The following is a 20,289-nucleotide window of genomic DNA, read 5'->3' on the forward strand; positions in this document are numbered from 1 at the left end:
CAAACAAGTATTTGAAAACATTAAGGGCGCAACCAAAATGGATGCGCCCCCTTTCGATTAACACAACTTATAGTTGTTATTCGGGCGCAATGCAATCTTCAAAGGTGCGCAGCCCCATTTTGGGAGATTGAACCAGCACGGCCATATTGCCGGGCTTGTGTTCATTCTTGCGCATCTTCGTATGAGCGGCCGGAATCTCGTTCCACTCAAAGCATTCAGACATACATGGATCCAGTCGACGTTCGACCATCAGGTGGTTCGCGGCGGACGCCTGTTTGAGGTTTGCGAAGTGGCTCCCCTGCAGGCGCTTCTGATGCATCCACATGTATCTAACATCAAACGTACAATTGTACCCAGAAGTTCCCGCACAAATGACAACCATGCCACCTTTTTTCACAACGAGGCTCGAAACTGGGAAAGTTGCTTCGCCCGGATGTTCAAAAACCATGTCCACATTCACGCCTTTTCCGGTGATATCCCAGATGGCTTTGCCGAACTTGCGCGCAGCTTTGAGCCATGCGTCATATTCGGGTGTGTTCACGGTAGGCAGTTGCCCCCAGCAATCGAAATCGTTCCGGTTGATCACACCTTTCGCCCCGAGCGACATCACGAAGTCACGTTTGCTTTCGTCGCTGATCACGCCGATTGCATTGGCCCCGGCCGTGTTGATCAACTGGATCGCATAGGACCCCAGACCGCCGGACGCGCCCCAAACCAGAACGTTCTGACCCGGTTTCAGGTCATGTGGTTCGTGACCGAACAACATCCGGTAAGCTGTCGCGAGCGTCAGTGTGTAGCACGCCGCTTCTTCCCAGGTCAGGTGCTTCGGACGCGGCATCAGTTGCTGCGCCTGCACACATGTGAACTGCGCAAATGACCCGTCAGGGGTTTCATAGCCCCAAATCCGTTGAGACGGGGAATACATCGGGTCGCCACCGTTACAGTGTTCGTCGTCGCCGTCGTCTTGGTTGCAATGGATCACAACTTCATCGCCGACTTTCCAGCGCTTCACCTTGTCACCTACGGCCCAAACGATGCCAGAGGCATCCGAACCGGCAATGTGGTATTCGGCTTTGTGTACGTCAAACGGGCTAAGGGGTACGCCCAAGCCAGCCCAAACACCGTTATAATTAACGCCAGCGGCCATCACCATAACCAACACTTCGTGGCTGTCGGGTTTCGGTGTTGCGACTGTTTCGATTTCAAACGCTTTGTCTGGTTCGCCGTGACGTTCACGACGGATGGTCCATGCCTGCATCTGCTCTGGGACATGGCCCAAAGGTGGCATTTCACCGACTTCGTAAAGATCTTTTTTCGGGGCTGCGTAGGCGTCTGCGCCTGCTGTCAAATCAAGGGCCATGGTGCGCTCCATCTCGCTTTATTCCTGTGTCAATGCCGCGCCGCAGAATCGGGCGTCTGACCTAGCAATAAGATCGGCAGAGAAACAAAGCAACACCAAGGCCGCATTTTTTGTAATTTAATTACCGCCGCATCGCAGAAACGTTAGGGGAACGAGACGAGCGACACCGTACAAACGTCGATATTGTTCTTCACGATGCTTGTTCCATCTTGGAATTCGGCGCGCATATCGTAACCGCAGCTTGTCCGGCCATCTGCAAAATCAATGTTGCGCGACGTGCCTGCTGGGAACACTTCGGACCCAAGAATGTCTTCTTCCCAGCTGTTGGTCGTTGTCGGGGATCCGTAGAACCGCCAAATGGTCCGCCCTGTGTTGTTGCTAACCGTGACGACTTTGTTCGCGAGAATAACGGCCTGGCTGCCACCGCCGCCTGAAGAAACGTCTGCACACCCGGCAAGACCGCCCGCCACGATCCCAGCCGCAACCAAAGATTTAAAATGAAATGCCATTAATGAGCCCTTTCTAAGACGATAAAATGTATACGTTATTAGGCACATTAACCCGGTTTCAGGCAAGACTGGATTCCCGTACCTGACGCAGTTCAGGACGGGAAATGGTGCTTAATCGAATTCGCGTAGTAGCCAAGCAAATCAGCACCATCACCCTTGACGCGAACCTCGTCAGCATCACGTTCCAGCAAGTTGCGCAACACAAACCGCCCAAGTGTTTCATCCACGATCGCCGCGACATTCCGTTTCGGCAACGGCATCCGTTTTTCTTTCAATCCGTCCAGCATCCTGCCAACGGACGCTTCGAGATCGGAAATTGACGTAGCACCTTCCACAACGATGGCCCGCGCCACAAGAGGTGCTGCCAGAACCGGCACGACGGCCCTAATCCGAGACATCAGTTCCTGCGCGACTTCGCTGGTCAAATCCGATTGAACATCGAATTTTGACAGTGTCAGCGGTGCGCCAAATGCGACGGACGCTGTCCCGAAACCTTTGAATTGCCCCGTCAGGCGCCGCCAGAAATAGGTCGAAACGCTGCTGATAACCGTCCATAGCGGCGGCCGAAAGCGGCGATTGCCGCCCTTGCCCGCCTTAATCAGAAAACGGTCTTCGAGAACTTGATCGTAATTTAAGGCCACAGGAACGAAAATCACGTCTCGGTCCCCGTCTTCAAAACTTTCGACGATGTAGTTCAACAGGCCCAGCTTCGGATTACCGACCTCGCCCGTTAGGCTTAGCCCGCCTTCGGGGAACATTGCTTGGGTCACGCCACCATCGGTCGCCAGCTGGACGTATCTTGCAAGAACACGACGGTACAAAGCCGTGCGTGACCGGCGGCGGATAAAGTATGCCCCCATCATGCGGATCACGCCGGACAACGGCCAAACCCGCGCCCATTCGCCCACCGCATAAGACAACGCAGAGGCCCTGCTGACCAGATAAGTCACCAGAACATAGTCCATATTACTGCGATGGTTCATGACAAAGATCACCGTCGCGTCTTTGTCCAAAGACTGCAGCGCGTCGCGGTCAAACGACCCAAGGCGGACCCGATACAACATGCGCGATAGCCATTTGGCGATGCGCATGCCGAAGGTAAAATAGACTGTCGCAGAGAAAGACGGCACAATTTCGCGGGCATAATGCTGTGCTTTTTCAAAGGCCACGTTTTCAGGCACGTTATTTTCGCGGGCGTGGTCTACGATGGCTTGGGTAATTTCTGGATCGTACAGCAAACGCTGGATCATGTCGTAGCGTCGCGCCAGTTTGAACGGTTCAATCGGACGTTCAAGCCGCGTGTTCAACTGTGCGATCAGCTTTTCTGCCCTACGCCGGAAAAACCAACGCACAGATGGAAACAGGAAATGCGACGCAAACGTCACTGCGGCGAAAAGCACGATCAGAATGAACGCCCAAAGGGGCAGCGTCACAGGTTGCGTCATTGCGGGACATTGCCACGGGCGGCCGCCTAGGTAAATCCCACCGGTTCCTCAAGAAAAACGGGGATGCCGCAATGCAGCGAATTGACAGCGCCACAAAATGTCTCATATTAACCCCACAGCGAAACAATATTACCTGACCTGATTCCGGAGTAGCCTTATGTCGCAGACGCAGAAAACGAGACCATGGTTGTTCCGGACCTATGCAGGGCATTCGACTGCGGCGGCGTCTAATGCGCTTTATCGTGGCAATCTGGCAAAGGGCCAAACCGGTCTTTCTGTCGCCTTCGATCTACCTACACAAACCGGTTACGATAGCGACCACATTCTGGCAAAGGGCGAAGTCGGTAAGGTTGGCGTTCCTGTTTCCCATCTCGGGGACATGCGCGCGTTGTTCGACAACATCCCGCTTGAACAGATGAATACGTCCATGACAATTAATGCGACCGCCCCTTGGTTGTTGTCGCTCTATATTGCGGTCGCCGAAGAACAGGGTGCGGATGTGTCTGCCCTTCAGGGCACCGTTCAGAATGATATCATCAAGGAATACCTGTCGCGCGGCACATATATTTGCCCGCCAGAACCATCCTTGCGGATGATTACCGATGTCGCGGCCTACACCCGTGAACATTTGCCGAAATGGAACCCAATGAATGTCTGTTCCTATCATTTGCAAGAAGCAGGAGCGACGCCGGAAGAAGAATTGGCTTTTGCATTGGCGACCGCAACCGCCGTTTTGGATGATTTGAAAGACAAAGTTCCCGCAGAGCATTTTCCAGCGATGGTTGGCCGCATTTCGTTTTTCGTGAACGCAGGCATTCGTTTTGTGACAGAGCTTTGCAAAATGCGCGCATTTGTCGAACTGTGGGACGAGATTTGTCAGGAACGTTACAGCGTCGAAGATCCGAAATTCCGCCGTTTCCGTTATGGCGTGCAGGTCAATTCACTCGGCCTGACCGAACAGCAGCCTGAAAATAACGTTTACCGCATTCTGATCGAAATGCTTGCGGTGACCCTATCCAAGAACGCCCGTGCGCGCGCGGTGCAATTGCCTGCGTGGAACGAAGCGCTTGGGCTACCCCGCCCATGGGATCAACAATGGTCGCTGCGCATGCAGCAGATTTTGGCGTATGAGACAGATTTGCTCGAATACGATGATCTGTTTGACGGCAATCCTGCAATTGATCGCAAAGTGAATGCGCTAAAAGACGGCGCACGTGCCGAACTTAAACAGATTGACGGTATGGGCGGCGCGGTAGGTGCGATTGGTTATATGAAATCCCGCCTCGTCGAATCCAATGCAACCCGTATTGGTGGAATTGAAACGGGTGACACAACCGTTGTGGGCGTCAATAAATGGCAGGCCGGTGAAGCATCCCCGCTGACCGCTGGTGATGACGCAATTATGGTTTCCGATCCAAAAGCCGAAGCGGATCAACTTGCGCGTTTGGCCAAATGGAAATCAGATCGTGATGCAAATGCTGTTGATCAATCGCTTGCCGCTTTGCGCGCTGCTGCAATTGACGGCACGAATATCATGGGCCCTTCAATTGCCTGCGCAAAAGCCGGTGTCACAACGGGCGAATGGGCGGATGTCGTGCGCGACGTATTCGGCCAATATCGTGCACCTACGGGCGTCAGCAGCAATCCGTCAAACCGGACCGAAGGGCTAGATGACATTCGCGAACAGGTCGACTTGGTCAGCGCGGCACTTGGTCGTCGGATGAAGTTTCTTGTTGGAAAACCTGGACTTGACGGCCATTCAAACGGCGCTGAACAAATCGCTACCCGTGCCCGCGATTGCGGTATGGATATTGCCTACGACGGCATCCGCCTGACACCCGAAGACATTGTGTCAGCGGCCCGATCTGAAGACGCACATGTTATTGGCCTATCAATCCTATCTGGGTCCCATTTGCTATTGATTGCCGAAGTCATGTCGCAATTAAAAGCTGCTGGCTTGGATCATATTCCAGTGATTGCGGGCGGAATTATTCCCGACGACGATGCACTTAAATTGAAAACAATTGGCGTCGCCAGAGTCTACACACCGAAGGATTTTGAATTAAACAAAATCATGTTCGATATCGTTGCTTTGGTCGACCCACGCAAAATTGCAGCGGAATAGACAACAGACGTATTTTTCGTGTATGGCGGAAAGACATGTGTAAACCCCACGGGAGTCGGGGCGATTTATGCATGAATTTCTAACGGAGCTACCGATGAAAATTAACCTAAAGGGTATGTCTCGTAAGGAGCTCGAAAAGCTCCAAAAAGACGTGGACAAAGCGCTTGCGCGTATTGGTGACAAAGAACTGAAAGCGGTTCGGGACGAAGCCGCAAAACTTGCGGCCAAGCACGGCTATACGCTTGCTGACATTACGGGTGATGCACCTGTGAAAAAAGCACGTAAAGCAGCGGGGCCAAAAACGAAGGCACCTGCAAAGTACGCGAACCCGTCTGATAAATCTCAGACATGGACCGGCAAAGGGCGTCAGCCTGTTTGGTACAAAGAAGCCGTTTCATCAGGCACTGCGCCTGAAGCTATGGAAATTTAAGTCTCGACAATATTCCGAGTATTTTTCTGATAGGGTGGCTTGCGAGCCACCCTTTTCTTTTGCGATCTCTGCACCTTTTGCGATTAGATCACAGCATGGCTTGAGCTTGCGAACAAAAAAACGCATCTTCGCGCCACGGTTCATCGCGGGGTCGGGCGGATCACTATGCGTCTTCGTCATACTGGCCCATGTTTGTGTAATTCATGTATGTAAGATTGATCTCGTTATGCGTTTTGCCAGATGGCCAGTTCTTACGACAGTTTTCATTGCGTCGTCATGCGGCCCCGCCGCCCAAAAAGGCGCATCAGGCGGTTTCGAAACACCTGCCCCAAATGGTCAATTCCCCGTCGCTTTAGTCGAAACACAGTCAACCGTTTTGGATGACACCGTTTCATTGATTGCCGGCCGCGAAGAAGGCGTCGGATTGCGCGCCTTTGCCGGCATTATCCCCGACCAGCCGATTCAATCCGACCTAACTGGAAACGCGACGTTCACTGGTCCCTATGCCGTCGCGTTTATTGAAGATATAACGATTACCGACAATTTTGTTCGTGGCCGCAATTCTCTTTTGCGCGGAACGATCACATTAGATGCTGACCTGTCGACCTTTAGTTTTAGTGGCACCGATCAGGTTCTAACCGTCGATGCCCAGATCAAGGATGACAACGTTTTAGAAGGTCATGTCACCGTGCTCGGCGTCGCTGGAACGTTGCTGGGCGAGATCGGCGAAGATCGCGCATTCGGTGCCTTTCACGGGGCGGATGAGACCCATTTGATGTCCGGCGGATTTGTCAGCTACCCCGCGCCTTAACGTCCGTGGCTGCGATCATATCCGTTCTGTTCGGGTGACCTCCATTGCGATAGCGCCCCGTCCAGCGGCGCGATCACATCCATTTGCAACGGATAGCACGCTGCCGTGTCTGACGAATGTTCAGCGCTGCAATCACCACCCGGACACGCGCTAAGCACGGCAAGCAGATCAATTTCCGCGAATAGATCAAGGTGGTCACCTGGCCGCACGGGACTGGCCTTCATAAAATATTGCCCCGTATCGCGCGTGAACCCCGTGCACATGAAGACGTTGAGAACATCGTGCACAAAGGGTTCCGCGTCACGCAGAGACATCCCAGTCGCATCCGCCAAGGCACGCGTCAGATTGGAATGGCAGCAATGGTGATACTGCGTCCCGTTCAGCAGGTTACCGGTATAAGGATCGCAACGCGTCCCGATAACATCGTGCACGGACCCGCCGAAATCATCGATGCCGTACCAATCGAGCGTGTCATTGATCACGGTGGCCATCGGCCGCAGCTGTGGGAAACTGGACCAGAGCCGGTCACCCGTGCTGACATGTGTGCCGTGCAAGGCACGTGTTTTCCCTGAATAAAACCGTTCATTCAGGTCATTGGCGTTGAATAGATTCAGATCACCCACCTGCGGTCCATTCACGCTCGTGATCCGCAACATATGTCCTGCGGGCACACGAATTGCTGCGGCGTCACGCGGAGCTGCTGTTTCGGTCGCGATAACCGACGCCCCGTTGAAGGCCGCCTGATAACCGGCCAGCGGCGCAGGTGCCAGCGCGTCTACAGGATAGCAAATCACAGGTTTGATGGCGCGACGCGCGTAGGCATCAGATGGTGGGGTATGTGTCATGTGGCCAATCAATCGTACTCCGCGAACGTTAGCAATCGCAGATGATCCCACAAACAAAAAAGGCCCACCAAACTGGCGGGCCCTTTAAGACTATTTCGAATGAATTAAACGACGCGTTCAACCATCATGCCTTTGATGCTCGCAATCGCTTTGGCTGGGTTCAGACCCTTCGGGCAGGTCTTTGCGCAGTTCATGATCGTGTGGCAACGGTAGAGTTTGAACGGATCTTCCAATTCGTCCAGACGTTCGCCAGTTGCTTCGTCACGGCTGTCGATGATCCAGCGGTAGGCATGCAACAGCGCTGCTGGTCCAAGATACCGATCGCCGTTCCACCAGTAGGATGGGCAGGACGTTGAACAACATGCGCACATCACGCATTCATACAGTCCATCCAGTTTTTCGCGGTCTTCAACAGACTGCTTCCATTCCTTCGCAGGGCGGTTTGTCTTCGTATCCAGCCACGGCATGATAGATGCGTGCTGTGCATAGAAGTGCGTCAGATCAGGGATCAAATCCTTGATCACAGGCATGTGTGGCAGCGGGTAAATCTTCACGTCGCCTTCAACGTCATCCATACCGTAGATACAGGCCAGCGTGTTGATCCCGTCGATGTTCATCGCACAAGATCCGCAAATGCCTTCGCGGCAGGACCGGCGGAACGTCAGCGTCGGGTCAATCTCGTTCTTGATCTTGATTAGCGCGTCCAGAACCATTGGACCGCATGTGTCCATATCCACGAAATACGTGTCCAAAGACGGGTTTTTGCCGTCTTCTTCGTTCCAACGATAAATCTGCACTTTGCGCAGGTTCGTCGCACCTTCAGGTTTTGGCCAAGTCTTGCCAGTCACCATGCGGCTGTTCTTAGGGAGTGTCAGTTGTACCATGTCTTCTCTCCTTCTGGGGCAGGCCCAGTCTTTTATCTATTGCGCAGAACAGGTGGCCGGATCGGCAATTCACCCGTGCGCTGAAACACACATCTTTCGTAGACCGCAATCGGGTCCAATCCACGCAGGAAATCAGACGTGACCCCTACGCTTGCATCTGCAAAACCGCCGGAACGGTTATTAAAACCAACTGTTACGTCACCAGTCGGTCCTTGGGCATCGCGCGCCCGTTGTTCACACTGATCCGCGACAAGCGCCGGATCGGGCGGTGGCAATGCGCATCCTGCAAGCAAAGCGATCGATATGATGGACAACCGAAACTTCATCTACCGACACAATACCCCGCACCGCCATACAGAACCGACGCGCCCGGTGGGCAATGTGCAGGTCTGCGCGGCGGCAGTGGTTCCAGACGTGGGCCAGTCTGGCCCAATTCCCTATTTTGCGCCGAATACGCATCAACGTTCGTGACACCCAACCGTTCCAAACATGACCGATACCGCGCGTCAGCAACACCAGGGGCCGTCGTGAACGCTGCGAAGCTATACAAGAACCGCAGCATCAGCTCTTCAAAATCAACGGCCTCTTGGACGGTGCCCGTCTGGTTCGATTGACGTTCTCTTAGCCAGTCAGAATGGCATTCGGCCCGTGTTTGCGCCGGTGCGCCTCGCATGTTCGCCACCGAACACCCCGGCAATATCAACGCAGCACATACAGCACTAACTGTTCCAATTTGTGTAACGCCCATCACGCTATCCCCCCAGATATGGTGTGGTAATAAAAAAACTACACCATTCCTGTGGCAATACCGCCTTTGGGTCAAGTTGGAGGCCAACCTTACACATCATTAAAACGAACAATCCTTTACCTGATCACGTGAAACACGCGCCGCGTGCGCGGGTATTAATATACCCGTGCTTTTGGTGCGATTTTCTTAAGGTCGATCCCGCCTTCGTCGTGGTTTGTCAGCGGATCAAGGTGCACGGGACGTGTTGTCAGTGTGGTTTTCGCCCCATCGACAACCGCCAATGAATGAACACGCCAGTTCTTGTCGTCACGATCAGGGTAATCCTCGTGGGCATGCGCCCCGCGACTTTCCTTACGTGCTTCAGCAGCCACAATCGTCGCCAATGCGTTTGGCATCAGGTTTGTCAGCTCAAGCGTTTCCATCAAGTCAGAGTTCCACACCAGCGACCGGTCGGTCACTTTGATGTCGTCCATCTTACCTGCGATCCCTTCCATCGCGGTCACACCTTCGGCCAGCGTTTTGTCTGTCCGGAACACAGCCGCGTCTTTTTGCATCGCTTTTTGCATCTCAAGCCGCAGTTCAGCGGTGGATGTTTCGCCTTTCGCGTGGCGCAGCCCATCGAAACGATCGAATGCGTAATCCACGGACGCTTGGTTCAGCGTCGGGTTGGCAGAATTCGGATCAACAACTTCACCAGCGCGGATCGCGGCAGCACGGCCAAAGACCACAAGGTCAATCAAAGAGTTGGACCCAAGACGGTTCGCACCATGCACAGATGCACAGCCCGCTTCACCAACAGCCATCAAGCCCGGCACAATGCGGTCGGGATCATCGGCAGTCGGGTTCAGCACCTCGCCCATGTAGTTCGTTGGAATACCGCCCATGTTATAGTGAACAGTCGGCAGAACAGGGATCGGTTCTTTGGTCAGATCAACGCCGGCAAAGATGCGTGCGCTTTCCGAAATACCCGGCAGACGCAGATCCAGTGTTTCTTTCGGCAGGTGGTTCAGGTGCAGGTGGATATGGTCACCATCTGCGCCAACACCGCGACCTTCGCGGATTTCCATCGTCATACAGCGGGACACAACATCACGCGATGCGAGGTCTTTATATGTCGGTGCGTAACGCTCCATAAAGCGTTCGCCTTCAGAGTTGGTCAAATAACCACCCTCGCCGCGCGCACCTTCGGTGATCAAACAGCCAGCGCCATAAATCCCAGTTGGGTGGAACTGAACAAATTCCATATCCTGCAATGGCAGACCCTGACGGGCCACCATACCGCCGCCGTCACCTGTGCAGGTGTGGGCAGATGTGGCTGAGAAATACGCACGGCCATAACCACCAGTCGCCAGAACAACGGTTTTTGCGTTGAAGACATGCATCGTGCCGTCGTCAAGTTTCCATGCGATGACGCCTTGGCAGACGCCGTCTTCGGACATGATCAGGTCCATCGCGAAATATTCGATGTAGAACTCAGCCTGTTGCTTCAATGACTGACCATACAACGTGTGCAGGATCGCGTGACCAGTCCGGTCAGCAGCCGCACAGGTCCGTTGCACAGGCGGGCCTTCACCAAATTCGGTTGTGTGGCCACCAAATGGACGCTGGTAAATCTCGCCCTTTTCCGTGCGCGAAAACGGCACACCGTAATGCTCCAACTCGTAAACAGCCTTCGGGGCTTCACGGGCGAGATATTCCATCGCATCCGTATCGCCCAGCCAGTCAGACCCTTTCACAGTGTCATACATGTGCCACTGCCAGCTATCGGGGCCCATGTTGCCCAGCGACGCCGCGATACCGCCCTGTGCCGCAACAGTGTGCGACCGCGTTGGGAAGACTTTGGAAATACAGGCCGTCTTAAGACCCTGTTCAGCAAGACCCAATGTCGCGCGCAGACCAGCACCACCGGCACCAACCACAATCGCGTCATAGTAATGGGTTTCATATTCGTAAGCAGCCATCAAAAATCTCCGGCAGAATTAAAGGGCAAGGCGCAGGATGGCGATCACGCCAAGCGCTGCGGCACCATAAGACAGACAAATCATCGCAATGATCAGCGCCTTGCGGGCGATACCATGGACGTAGTCTTCGATCAGGGTTTGAACACCTTTGCGGAAGTGGAAAAAGCTAACCACAAACGTCAGCGCTGCAATCGCGGCAGGCACGGGACGGGCGTAGTAGGCCACGACTTCCTCGTAGGACGACCCCAAGGTCGCGCCAAAGGTGAAGATAAAGAGCGGGATCAGCACCACAAGCGCCACAGAGGACACCATCATTTTCCAGTGGTGGTCTGTGCCTGTTTTGGCAGAGCCCATGCCGACGACGCGTTTACGATCAGTTACAAATGCCATGTCAGTGATCCCTTACAATACGACGGCGCAGAAGATGGTCATCAGGACAGAGCCGATGATCATCAAGATGCCCATGGTTTCGGACTTTTCGACCTCAAGGCCGTACCCCATGTCCCAGATCAGGTGACGGATGCCGCCAAATGTGTGATACCAGATCGCCCATGTGGACAGGAACAAGACCAGATCGCCAAACCAGCTGGTGACGAAACCGTTGGCGGTCGCGAAGGCCTCTGGCCCTGCTGCGGCGGCAACGAACCACCATGTGATCATCAACGCCGCGACGATGACGGCATTGCCGGTCAAGCGGACGAAGATAGAGGTCATAGAAGTCATTTGCGGACGATAAATCGTCAAATGCGGTGACAGAGGGCGATTACCCCGGTTCACATCGGCCATGGCTGTTCCCTTTTGTGGCTAGCGCAGGCGGACTGCGCGCAGGCTTTGAGGTGTTCTAGCAAGAATCTTAGCGCGGAGTCACGCAGAGGTATCCAAAGAAACTGTGAATAATTGTCCCATGCGGTGACTTTTTTCGATCTTGTGATCACAGCGGCAAAATGTGTGATCACAAAATGGGACGGTGGGTGGGGCGTCGCTGAAAGCGCGCGTCACCAAACGTCACACCGGCATCAGCGCCCAATAATCCAGATCTAGCAGGACGTCAGGCAGATATTTGCCATCCTCCCCCTTCAATTCTCCCGCTGCTCCTTTCGTCGCAACAAGCCGCAACCGGATTGCACCCACGCCTGGTTCAGATGTTTCGGCAGTATCAAGCACTTCGGACCAAGCCCGCACAGTGTCGCCTGCAAAACAAGGGTTCGCATGTGCACCACCGTTTAGCGCCACGATCATCTGCGCATTCGCCAGCCCGTTAAACGACAGCGCACGCGCCAACGAGATCACATGCCCGCCATACATCAACCGTTGTCCATCAGGGCGGAATGTCGCGTCGAAATGCACTTTCGCCGTATTTTGCCACAACCGCGTCGCCATCATGTGTTCGGCTTCTTCAATCGTGACGCCATCCACGTGGTCAATAATTTCGCCGACTTCATAGTCGCTTAGCTTATGTGGCTCGCCCGCCAAGGCATAGTTATACCCCGTAAAATCAAGGCCCTTGGGGATGATCAAATCCGCAGGATCAACAACTTTTGTAAGCTCCGGGATGACCGCCGCGGGCGCTTCACCTTCGCCCCGCTTGCGCACCATGACCCAACGCACATAGGACAGCAGCAGTTCGTCATGCTGATTCCGCCCTTCGGTGCGCACCCAAACAACGCCGGATTTCCCGTTAGAGTTCTGCTTGATCCCGATGACCTCTGACGTGGCTGTCACAGTATCGCCGGGCCACAAGGATGTGTGCCAGCGTCCCTCGGCATAACCCAAATTCGCGACCGCATTCAGGGATACGTCAGGGACAGTTTTCCCAAAAACCGTATGAAACGTGATCAGATCATCTAGCGGGCTGAACGGCAGCCCGCAGTCTTGCGCGAACTTATCAGACGAATGCAACGCATGCCGCGCAGGGTAAAGCGCGTGGTACAGCGCCCTTTCACCCATCTTGATGGTGCGTGGCACCGCGTGTGTGATCACATCACCAACGGCATAATCTTCGAAAAAGCGGCCTGCGTTCGTCTTGGGTGCCATTATTGCTGACCTAACTTCATATCTGGGCTGTAAGGCGCATCGACATCTTTGGTCACTGCCTGTCCGCAGCGCATGACGCCGTTGGCATGGTCATAAGCATAGGTCGGGTCACCATACAGTTCCCATCCTTTGGACAGGGCCAGTGATACTTTGTGACAAAATTCGGAACTGTCGTCTTCGGTGAGCAGGCGGTAAATTTTCATGTCTTATCCAAACGGGTTGTAGCCAAGTAGAATATGAATGGTCGCGACAACCAAGAAGACGACCACTGTGGCGATGACGGCGGTGATTTCTTTCTTGATCGGCACTTCGTGATACGGTCCGCGCTGTCCTTCTGCGCGGTTGATCACAAGCATTTCGGCAATTGCCCAAGCGGCCATGCCCCCAAACAACAGGAACGACGGGCTATCCCCGTTCACGAGGATATGCGCCACAGACCAGACCACAACGGCGGTCAATTGCGGATGCCTGATCGCCCTGGTGACGCGGGTTTTCGCGCCGGACGCCGCAAATAGGTAAAAGGCGAAGAGCATAAGCAGATTGTTGATGCCCGTCATTGCCGGACTGCGGCCCCAATAAAGGGTGCCATCGGCGACCTTATATCCGATCACCATCAAAACGATGCCCGCGACAGACCCCAAGGCGACAATGCCTTTGCCCTTATCGCCAAATTTGGCCCGCTCTTTCGGGGCAATGCGTTTCCAGAAGTGAACACCTGACCAAAGGATCAGGCCGGCAAGAATATAGATCATGAATTTTCCAACGTGGCGATTGCTGCGGCTTTCGCCAGCGTCGCCCGTGCGGTCACAACATGCAAGTTCTCGACGATCTTTCCGTCGACAACGGCGACCCCCTGCCCTTCGGCCTCTGCGGTCTCGAAAGCGGCGATCTGACGTTCGGCCAATGCGATTTCATCCTCTGACGGACCAAATGCGGCGTTACAGATCGCGACCTGCGCCGGATGGATCAGCGTTTTGCCGTCAAAGCCCATGTCGCGCCCTTCGGCGCATTCGATCGCTAAGCCATCGTCGTCTTTGAACGCGTTATAGACTCCATCAAGCGCAGTGATTCGATTTGCACGCGCCGCAAGCAGACAATGCTGCAGCGCCGTCATCATGGCCGGACGGGTGCGCGCATTCAGGTCTTTCGCAAGATCGTTTGTCCCCATAACAAAGCCCGCAAGGCGCGGATGTGCCGCGATGCTTTGTGCGTTCAGGATACCCAGCGGTGTTTCCATCATTGCCCAAATTGGCAGGTCCGGAATAAGCGCAGCCAAGGCATCCAGATCCGCAGGGCTATCGACCTTAGGTAGCAGCACAGCATCACAATCCATGTTTGCGACAGCGGCTGCATCGTCAGCACCCCACTGCGTATCTAGCCCATTGATCCTGACAATCTTTTGACGCGGCCCGTACCCACCCGCAGCCAAGGCGTTGGTTAGTGTTTCGCGCGCGCCCACCTTCGCATCAGGCGCCACCGCATCTTCGAGATCGAAGAGAATGATATCAACAGGCAGGCCCCGCGCTTTGTCCAAAGCGCGATCCTTTGATCCGGGAATATAGAGGGCAGAACGGGCTGGGCGGGTTTCCATCGAATCTTCCTTCGCAATAATGTTGCGCAAACATGACCGCAAACCACACAATCATTCAACCCGAAATGCGCCGCACCGCAGCAAAAACTGTTGCGCAGTGCACCGTCACGGAGAATTAACCCTTTCCGGTCATAGTTATCTCAATACTTCATCATTGCCGGACGCAGGGTTTGCGTCCCCCTCCCAGCATACAAGGTGAATACCATGAAACGTCATTTCTACCTGCTCTCATTTGGCATCGGCGCCATGATTTTAGCCACCGCGCAAGCCCATTCAGCCCCCGCATGCGCGGACCACGCAGCTGTCGTATCACGGCTTGAAACGCTCTACGGCGAAGGTCGCCAAGCTATGGGGCTTGGGGCGAACAACACGGTCGTAGAGGTCTACGCTTCTGCTGAAACTGGCAGTTGGACAATCACCGTGACCCAACCCGGTGGTCCGACGTGCCTTGTTGCAGCAGGTGAATCGTTTCAGCTTGAAACACCCGAACTGATTATCGACGGCAACGACGCCTAAATCCGCGTGAAGCCATCCCAGATCAGCTTGATCGAAAGAAACAACAACGCCCAGATGATGATCCGGAAGAACAGCTTTTCGGGCATCACCTTGACCAGTCGGAAACCGACAAACACCCCGATAATGGCAGGGATCATAAGACCGAATGCCATCTTTAGGTTATCGAGCGATAGCTGACCCAACGCATAATAAGGGATCAGTTTCACAATATTGATGTAGGCAAACGCCACGGTCACGGTGCCCGCGTATGTGATTTTATCCATACCCAATGGCAGCGCGTAGACCTGATAAGGCGTTGATCCTGAATGGCTGACAAAGCTAGTAAAACCCGTAATCGTACCCCAGAACAAACCTGGTTTCCATCGTGGCTCCACCGGTTCTGATGTGATCGGTTTGCGCAGAATCATGTTCAACGCAAACGACGCGCCGATGAGCCCAATCAGGATTGTAACCACGCCTTCGGACACATAAGCGGATGTCGCCCAGCCGATCAGAACGCCGATTGGCATCGCAACCATCATTATTTTCAGGACACGCGGATGAAACATCCGGCGGTAGGCATAAAGCCCGCCCATGTCCGCCGCGATAAAGACCGGCAGCAACAAACCCGCGGCAAGAATCGGCGACATAACAAGGGACATAAGCGGCACGGCCATGGCCGTAATAACCGGCACACCGCCTTTTCCCAACCCGACGCAAAAAGCGGCAAAAGTGGCCATGAACCAAAATGTTAACCCATCCATGTGACACCTGCTTTGGATTGCTGCACCGCCGCACACTTGCACCGCGCCGCGCAAAAGACTAGGCATCTCGCCAAATTCACACCTCAGAGGATACCTCTCATGGCTAGACCTAAAATTGCCCTTATCGGCGCTGGACAAATCGGCGGGACGCTCGCGCACCTTGCCGCAGTGAAAGAATTGGGCGACGTCGTCCTGTTCGACATCGCCGAAGGCGCACCACAAGGTAAAGCGCTCGACATTTCCGAATCTGGCCCTGCGGGCAAGTTCGACGGGTCTTTCAAAGGGTCCAACGACTACGCTGACATCGCGGGCGCGGACGTCTGCATCGTGACAGCCGGTGTTGCACGCAAGCCGGGCATGTCCCGTGATGATCTGCTGGGCATCAACCTGAAGGTCATGAAATCCGTTGGCGAAGGCATCGCAGCCCACGCGCCAAACGCCTTCGTTATCTGCATCACAAACCCGCTGGACGCGATGGTTTGGGCGCTGCGCGAATTTTCCGGCCTGCCCCACAACATGGTTTGCGGCATGGCCGGCGTGCTTGATTCCGCACGGTTCCGTCACTTCCTTGCCGAAGAATTCAACGTTTCCATGCGTGACGTGACTGCGTTCGTTCTGGGCGGCCACGGCGACACGATGGTCCCACTGACACGCTATTCCACAGTTGCGGGTATTCCTTTGCCTGATCTGGTCGACATGGGCTGGACCACACAGGACAAACTGGACGCAATCGTACAGCGGACACGCGACGGCGGTGCCGAAATCGTTGGCCTGTTGAAAACAGGGTCCGCGTTCTACGCGCCTGCGACATCCGGTATCGAGATGGCCGAAGCATACCTGAAAGACCAGAAACGCCTGCTGCCATGTGCGGCGCATGTTGACGGCGCATATGGCTTGAACGGCACATATGTTGGTGTTCCAACCGTGATCGGTGCCGGTGGTATCGAACGCGTTGTCGAAATCAAAATGAACAAAGAAGAACAGGCGATGTTCGACAAATCCGTCGATGCCGTCAAAGGTCTGGTCGACGCTTGTAAAGGCATCGACGATTCACTGTCCTAAGTGACCGGCACGGCAAATTCGAAAGGCGCCCCTTCGCGGGCGCCTTTTTTTTTGGACTTAGACCAAACCGAATCGCTTTGCATTCATCCCTTGTAAATTTGTGATCACACGTAAAATGACTGTGATCACAAATGTCGCTTTTTTAGCGCTATCACGATTTTGGCAGTTTTTTATTAAACAATCTTGTGTTTCAGTCGGGGAAACTCACCCCAACCGAGGGACAGACATGAACATCCACGAATACCAAGCCAAAGCCCTGCTGAAATCTTTTGGCGCCCCCGTCAGTGACGGTCGTCCGGTTTTGAAAGCCGAAGATGCCAAAACAGCCGCTGGCGAACTGGATGGCCCACTTTGGGTTGTTAAGGCACAAATCCACGCAGGTGGCCGCGGCAAGGGTTCGTTTAAAGAAGCCGACGCTGGCGACAAAGGCGGTGTACGCCTGACGAAATCTGCGACGGAGGCTGCAGAAGAAGCCAAAAAGATGCTCGGCCGTACATTGGTCACGCACCAGACTGGCCCTGCCGGTAAGCAAGTGAACCGCATCTATATCGAAGACGGCTCTGGCATCGAAACAGAAATGTACCTTGCCCTGCTCGTCGATCGTCAAACATCCCGCATTGGTTTTGTTGTATCGACCGAAGGCGGCATGGACATCGAAGAAGTTGCCGAAAACACACCTGAAAAGATCCTGAACTTCACAGTTGATCCTGCAACCGGATACCAAGCCTACCACGGCCGTCGCGTCGCGTTTGCGCTGGGTCTGACTGGTCAGCAGGTCAAACAATGTGTTGGCCTGATGGGCATCCTTTACAAAGCATTCGTCGAAAAAGACATGGAAATGCTTGAGATCAACCCACTGATCGTCACTGATAAGGGCGACCTGAAGGTGCTGGACGCTAAGGTATCCTTCGACGGCAACGCTGTTTATCGCCACCAAGACATCGCCGCCCTGCGCGACGAAACGGAAGAGGATCCAAAAGAATTGGCCGCTTCTAAATACGACCTGAACTACATCGCGCTTGACGGTGAAATTGGGTGCATGGTGAACGGTGCGGGTCTTGCGATGGCCACCATGGACATCATCAAACTCTACGGTGCTGAACCTGCCAACTTCCTGGACGTTGGTGGCGGCGCGACAAAAGAAAAAGTAACCGAAGCGTTTAAGATCATCACATCAGATCCAAACGTCAAAGGCATCCTTGTGAACATCTTCGGTGGCATCATGCGCTGTGATGTGATCGCCGAAGGCGTTGTCGCCGCGGTGAAAGAAGTTGGCTTGAAAGTGCCACTGGTTGTCCGTCTTGAAGGGACAAACGTGGAAGAAGGCAAAGCGATCATCAACAATTCAGACGTTGATGTAATTGCGGCTGACGACCTGAAAGACGGGGCGCAAAAAATCGTGTCTGCCGTCAAGGGCTGAGGCAGGATCAGGCAAGATCCAGAGCGGTGATCAGGGTGGGGCCTGATGTGACACGACGGTGTCAAAATATGATCAGATGCGGGACCCTAAACCGCACGACTTGGGAAGTCTTACGATGAAGTACATTTGCATATTCACCATGCTTACCGCTCTTGCTGCCTGTGACGCAGGATTTGGCGCGAGCCGGATTGGCGATACAATCCTTGAAACCGGCACACTGAACTGCACAGAAGGATCACCTCAGGAGCAAGCTCTCGTGGTTGGTACAGAAGCTGATCCAGTGCGCTGCGGACCACAAACACAGCCAATCGTTCAATAAGTTTAAAAGTCTGTCTTTTAGACCTTCAATCAAACTGAATAGGAGTGGATTTTAACTGAATTGAGACTGCAACATCTCGTCAACTTTTGAACCGTAGTTCTGTTTTCAAGGCACAATACTGTGCCACTGGACTACGACTTCAAAGGAAGATTGTCATGTTAAAGCCAATGCTCGCACTGCTTACCCTCGCCGCAACAACTGCTTGTATGGATGTCGATAGGGCGGATGTATCCCGGAACTACACAGGCAGTTTGAATGGCTGCCCGGGATTGACCGGAATCAGCGCGCAGTATTCCCAATCCGTTGCAGGCATGCCTGTACGGTGCGGTCCGCAGTCCGCTTCGCCAGTGACTTTCCGCTAAATACACAACGTTCCGGCGCGCCAATAGCGCCGGAACAACCACCAAAAAGCAGCTTAGGCAGCACGACTAAAAACGAAAGGACAAGAAAAAACCAGAATTGGGCCAAAGTTTGGCTACATCGCCCCACCATTTCAATTTTAAGACAAAATCGAAACGAATGGTGGATGTAATCATGATCAAGCAATCAATTCTTGTTCTTTCAGCTCTAACTTTGACCGCATGCGTCGGGTCAGGCACAGAAACAGCAAACTTCGACAAGCCAAGCACACAAAATGTTTGCCCAGGTTTGACCGGCGTTAGCGCACAATATTCGGTCGCAGTTGCAGGCATGCCTGTGCGTTGCGGTCCACAAACAGAGAGCCCGGTTACCTTTCGATAAGGTTCGGGCCCCTTTGCCGCAAACCGCGGCGAGGGACGAACCAGAAGGGTGAAACATGCGGGGCACACCGATTAAACTGTTGGCGACAGGCTTCATGGCCTGTGGCCTTTTCGCATGTTCCAGCCCCGAACTCGTCGAACTACCAGTTCGTTCATCCCCCCAAGACCAAGCCCCCTATTCCCCTGACGTCGGCGATGCACCTTTGCGTGGCACTGCTGTGGCCATCGCATTGGCACCGGGAGAATGATGATGGTGCGCACATTTTCAATCACTTTGTTGATGGGATTGTCGAGCACTGCTTTCGCGCAGGACCTCGCAAACGCACCATGGACAGCCGACGAATTGAAGACGGTGTTCCATACCGCCTGCGTCGCGTCACAACCCGCTTTACTGGAACGCCACACTGAAGACATGGCCGCATCCCTTGGGTATGCCACAATTGACGGCGACGCTGATCTGACTGTGACGTCGGCCGATGCTGCGTTGACGATTACAGTTGACGGCAACCCGATAGACGCATCCTGCACGATGACCCTGCCCGTCAGCGCACACACGACTGATCCCGTTCAGATGCACGGCGCCCTTGGTGCGTTGTTTGCAGAACTGAACGCGGACGAACGCCCCAACGAAGAAATGATCAGCTCTGGTTTCAATTGGAACTGGGCATCTGACGACACCTACTACGACGCAATTCTCACACAAGATCAGGATCAATTGACCGTCTCCTTGACGGTCAGCCGCTAAC

At 54.1% G+C, this 20,289-nt stretch carries 26 protein-coding genes; 10 read left to right on the plus strand and 16 right to left on the minus strand.

The window, feature by feature from the left end; genetic code table 11:
* Positions 1-76: 76 nt before the first annotated feature.
* The 3 genes from ccrA to MWU61_RS06670 all read right to left on the minus strand — a co-directional run bounded on the left by ccrA (position 77) and on the right by MWU61_RS06670 (position 3,314).
* Entirely contained in the window at positions 77-1,360 is a 1,284-nt protein-coding gene (gene ccrA, locus MWU61_RS06660; RefSeq protein ID WP_247127507.1) for a crotonyl-CoA carboxylase/reductase, read from the minus strand.
* 143 nt (positions 1,361-1,503) lie between these two features.
* On the minus strand, positions 1,504-1,869 hold the full coding sequence (locus MWU61_RS06665; RefSeq protein ID WP_247127508.1) for a hypothetical protein: 366 nt from the start codon (positions 1,867-1,869) through the stop codon (positions 1,504-1,506).
* A gap of 92 nt (positions 1,870-1,961) precedes the next feature.
* Complete coding sequence (locus MWU61_RS06670; protein WP_247127509.1) at positions 1,962-3,314, minus strand: 1-acyl-sn-glycerol-3-phosphate acyltransferase; 1,353 nt, start codon at positions 3,312-3,314, stop codon at positions 1,962-1,964.
* A gap of 157 nt (positions 3,315-3,471) precedes the next feature.
* Here MWU61_RS06670 and MWU61_RS06675 point away from each other — a divergent pair, with 157 nt between their 5' ends.
* From MWU61_RS06675 to MWU61_RS06685, 3 genes are all read left to right on the plus strand, one after another.
* Complete coding sequence (locus tag MWU61_RS06675) at positions 3,472-5,439, plus strand: protein meaA (RefSeq protein WP_247127510.1); 1,968 nt, start codon at positions 3,472-3,474, stop codon at positions 5,437-5,439.
* 94 nt (positions 5,440-5,533) lie between these two features.
* Positions 5,534-5,869, plus strand: coding sequence for an H-NS histone family protein (locus tag MWU61_RS06680; RefSeq protein ID WP_247127511.1), 336 nt, complete (start codon positions 5,534-5,536; stop codon positions 5,867-5,869).
* A 226-nt stretch (positions 5,870-6,095) separates the two neighbouring features.
* Positions 6,096-6,680, plus strand: a complete 585-nt coding sequence (locus MWU61_RS06685; protein ID WP_247127512.1) for a hypothetical protein — start codon at positions 6,096-6,098, stop codon at positions 6,678-6,680.
* Here MWU61_RS06685 and MWU61_RS06690 read toward each other — a convergent pair.
* The 11 genes from MWU61_RS06690 to MWU61_RS06740 all read right to left on the minus strand — a co-directional run bounded on the left by MWU61_RS06690 (position 6,677) and on the right by MWU61_RS06740 (position 14,743).
* Positions 6,677-7,525 carry a DUF1989 domain-containing protein gene (locus MWU61_RS06690; protein ID WP_247127513.1) on the minus strand — a complete coding sequence of 283 codons (849 nt, stop codon included), beginning with the start codon at positions 7,523-7,525 and terminating at the stop codon, positions 6,677-6,679. The two genes, MWU61_RS06685 and MWU61_RS06690, sit on opposite strands and share 4 nt — an antisense overlap.
* 104 nt (positions 7,526-7,629) lie before the next feature.
* The gene (locus MWU61_RS06695) at positions 7,630-8,409 is read right to left on the minus strand and encodes a succinate dehydrogenase iron-sulfur subunit (protein WP_247127514.1); all 780 of its coding nucleotides are present in this window, start codon (positions 8,407-8,409) and stop codon (positions 7,630-7,632) included.
* 32 nt (positions 8,410-8,441) lie between these two features.
* Positions 8,442-8,735 carry a hypothetical protein gene (locus MWU61_RS06700; RefSeq protein ID WP_247127515.1) on the minus strand — a complete coding sequence of 98 codons (294 nt, stop codon included), beginning with the start codon at positions 8,733-8,735 and terminating at the stop codon, positions 8,442-8,444.
* On the minus strand, positions 8,732-9,157 hold the full coding sequence (locus MWU61_RS06705; protein ID WP_247127516.1) for a hypothetical protein: 426 nt from the start codon (positions 9,155-9,157) through the stop codon (positions 8,732-8,734). The genes MWU61_RS06700 and MWU61_RS06705 overlap by 4 nt, the downstream gene beginning before the upstream one ends.
* A 155-nt stretch (positions 9,158-9,312) precedes the next feature.
* Positions 9,313-11,118: a succinate dehydrogenase flavoprotein subunit gene (gene sdhA / locus MWU61_RS06710; RefSeq protein ID WP_247127517.1), complete on the minus strand. Its 1,806-nt coding sequence runs from the start codon at positions 11,116-11,118 to the stop codon at positions 9,313-9,315.
* Positions 11,119-11,136: 18 nt separating this feature from the next.
* Positions 11,137-11,508, minus strand: a complete 372-nt coding sequence (gene sdhD, locus MWU61_RS06715; protein WP_247127518.1) for a succinate dehydrogenase, hydrophobic membrane anchor protein — start codon at positions 11,506-11,508, stop codon at positions 11,137-11,139.
* A 12-nt stretch (positions 11,509-11,520) separates the two neighbouring features.
* Positions 11,521-11,904: a succinate dehydrogenase, cytochrome b556 subunit gene (gene sdhC / locus MWU61_RS06720; protein ID WP_247127519.1), complete on the minus strand. Its 384-nt coding sequence runs from the start codon at positions 11,902-11,904 to the stop codon at positions 11,521-11,523.
* A gap of 219 nt (positions 11,905-12,123) precedes the next feature.
* Positions 12,124-13,152, minus strand: coding sequence for a MaoC family dehydratase (locus MWU61_RS06725; RefSeq protein WP_247127520.1), 1,029 nt, complete (start codon positions 13,150-13,152; stop codon positions 12,124-12,126).
* Positions 13,152-13,355: a DUF1737 domain-containing protein gene (locus MWU61_RS06730; protein ID WP_247127521.1), complete on the minus strand. Its 204-nt coding sequence runs from the start codon at positions 13,353-13,355 to the stop codon at positions 13,152-13,154. Before MWU61_RS06730 ends, MWU61_RS06725 begins: the two co-directional genes overlap by 1 nt.
* A 3-nt stretch (positions 13,356-13,358) precedes the next feature.
* The gene (locus tag MWU61_RS06735) at positions 13,359-13,904 is read right to left on the minus strand and encodes an NnrU family protein (protein WP_247127522.1); all 546 of its coding nucleotides are present in this window, start codon (positions 13,902-13,904) and stop codon (positions 13,359-13,361) included.
* The gene (locus MWU61_RS06740; protein WP_247127523.1) at positions 13,901-14,743 is read right to left on the minus strand and encodes a CoA ester lyase; all 843 of its coding nucleotides are present in this window, start codon (positions 14,741-14,743) and stop codon (positions 13,901-13,903) included. The genes MWU61_RS06735 and MWU61_RS06740 overlap by 4 nt, the downstream gene beginning before the upstream one ends.
* A gap of 204 nt (positions 14,744-14,947) precedes the next feature.
* Here MWU61_RS06740 and MWU61_RS06745 point away from each other — a divergent pair, with 204 nt between their 5' ends.
* Positions 14,948-15,259, plus strand: a complete 312-nt coding sequence (locus MWU61_RS06745) for a hypothetical protein (RefSeq protein WP_247127524.1) — start codon at positions 14,948-14,950, stop codon at positions 15,257-15,259.
* On the opposite strand, the gene MWU61_RS06750 is transcribed toward MWU61_RS06745, so the two are convergent.
* Positions 15,256-16,002 (minus strand): sulfite exporter TauE/SafE family protein, encoded by a 747-nt coding sequence (locus MWU61_RS06750; RefSeq protein ID WP_247127525.1) that lies wholly within the window; start codon positions 16,000-16,002, stop codon positions 15,256-15,258. The two genes, MWU61_RS06745 and MWU61_RS06750, sit on opposite strands and share 4 nt — an antisense overlap.
* 99 nt (positions 16,003-16,101) lie before the next feature.
* Between MWU61_RS06750 and mdh the strand changes: the two genes are divergently transcribed.
* The 4 genes from mdh (at position 16,102) to MWU61_RS06770 (ending at position 19,165) form a co-directional block, all read left to right on the plus strand.
* Positions 16,102-17,064 carry a malate dehydrogenase gene (gene mdh, locus MWU61_RS06755; RefSeq protein WP_247127526.1) on the plus strand — a complete coding sequence of 321 codons (963 nt, stop codon included), beginning with the start codon at positions 16,102-16,104 and terminating at the stop codon, positions 17,062-17,064.
* A gap of 226 nt (positions 17,065-17,290) precedes the next feature.
* Positions 17,291-18,484 carry an ADP-forming succinate--CoA ligase subunit beta gene (sucC, locus tag MWU61_RS06760; RefSeq protein WP_247127527.1) on the plus strand — a complete coding sequence of 398 codons (1,194 nt, stop codon included), beginning with the start codon at positions 17,291-17,293 and terminating at the stop codon, positions 18,482-18,484.
* 115 nt (positions 18,485-18,599) lie between these two features.
* A complete protein-coding gene (locus tag MWU61_RS06765; RefSeq protein ID WP_247127528.1) occupies positions 18,600-18,803 on the plus strand; it encodes a hypothetical protein in 204 nt (67 codons plus the stop codon).
* Between the two features lie 155 nt (positions 18,804-18,958).
* The gene (locus MWU61_RS06770; RefSeq protein ID WP_247127529.1) at positions 18,959-19,165 is read left to right on the plus strand and encodes a hypothetical protein; all 207 of its coding nucleotides are present in this window, start codon (positions 18,959-18,961) and stop codon (positions 19,163-19,165) included.
* A gap of 66 nt (positions 19,166-19,231) precedes the next feature.
* Here MWU61_RS06770 and MWU61_RS06775 read toward each other — a convergent pair whose 3' ends face one another.
* On the minus strand, positions 19,232-19,495 hold the full coding sequence (locus MWU61_RS06775) for a hypothetical protein (protein WP_247127530.1): 264 nt from the start codon (positions 19,493-19,495) through the stop codon (positions 19,232-19,234).
* 104 nt (positions 19,496-19,599) lie between these two features.
* Between MWU61_RS06775 and MWU61_RS06780 the strand changes: the two genes are divergently transcribed.
* Both MWU61_RS06780 and MWU61_RS06785 read left to right on the plus strand, forming a co-directional pair.
* On the plus strand, positions 19,600-19,791 hold the full coding sequence (locus MWU61_RS06780) for a hypothetical protein (protein ID WP_247127531.1): 192 nt from the start codon (positions 19,600-19,602) through the stop codon (positions 19,789-19,791).
* A gap of 2 nt (positions 19,792-19,793) precedes the next feature.
* Entirely contained in the window at positions 19,794-20,288 is a 495-nt protein-coding gene (locus MWU61_RS06785) for a hypothetical protein (RefSeq protein WP_247127532.1), read from the plus strand.
* Position 20,289 lies beyond the last annotated feature (1 nt).

The organism is Loktanella sp. F6476L (genome assembly GCF_023015725.1).
In the GTDB taxonomy this organism is placed as follows: domain Bacteria; phylum Pseudomonadota; class Alphaproteobacteria; order Rhodobacterales; family Rhodobacteraceae; genus Yoonia.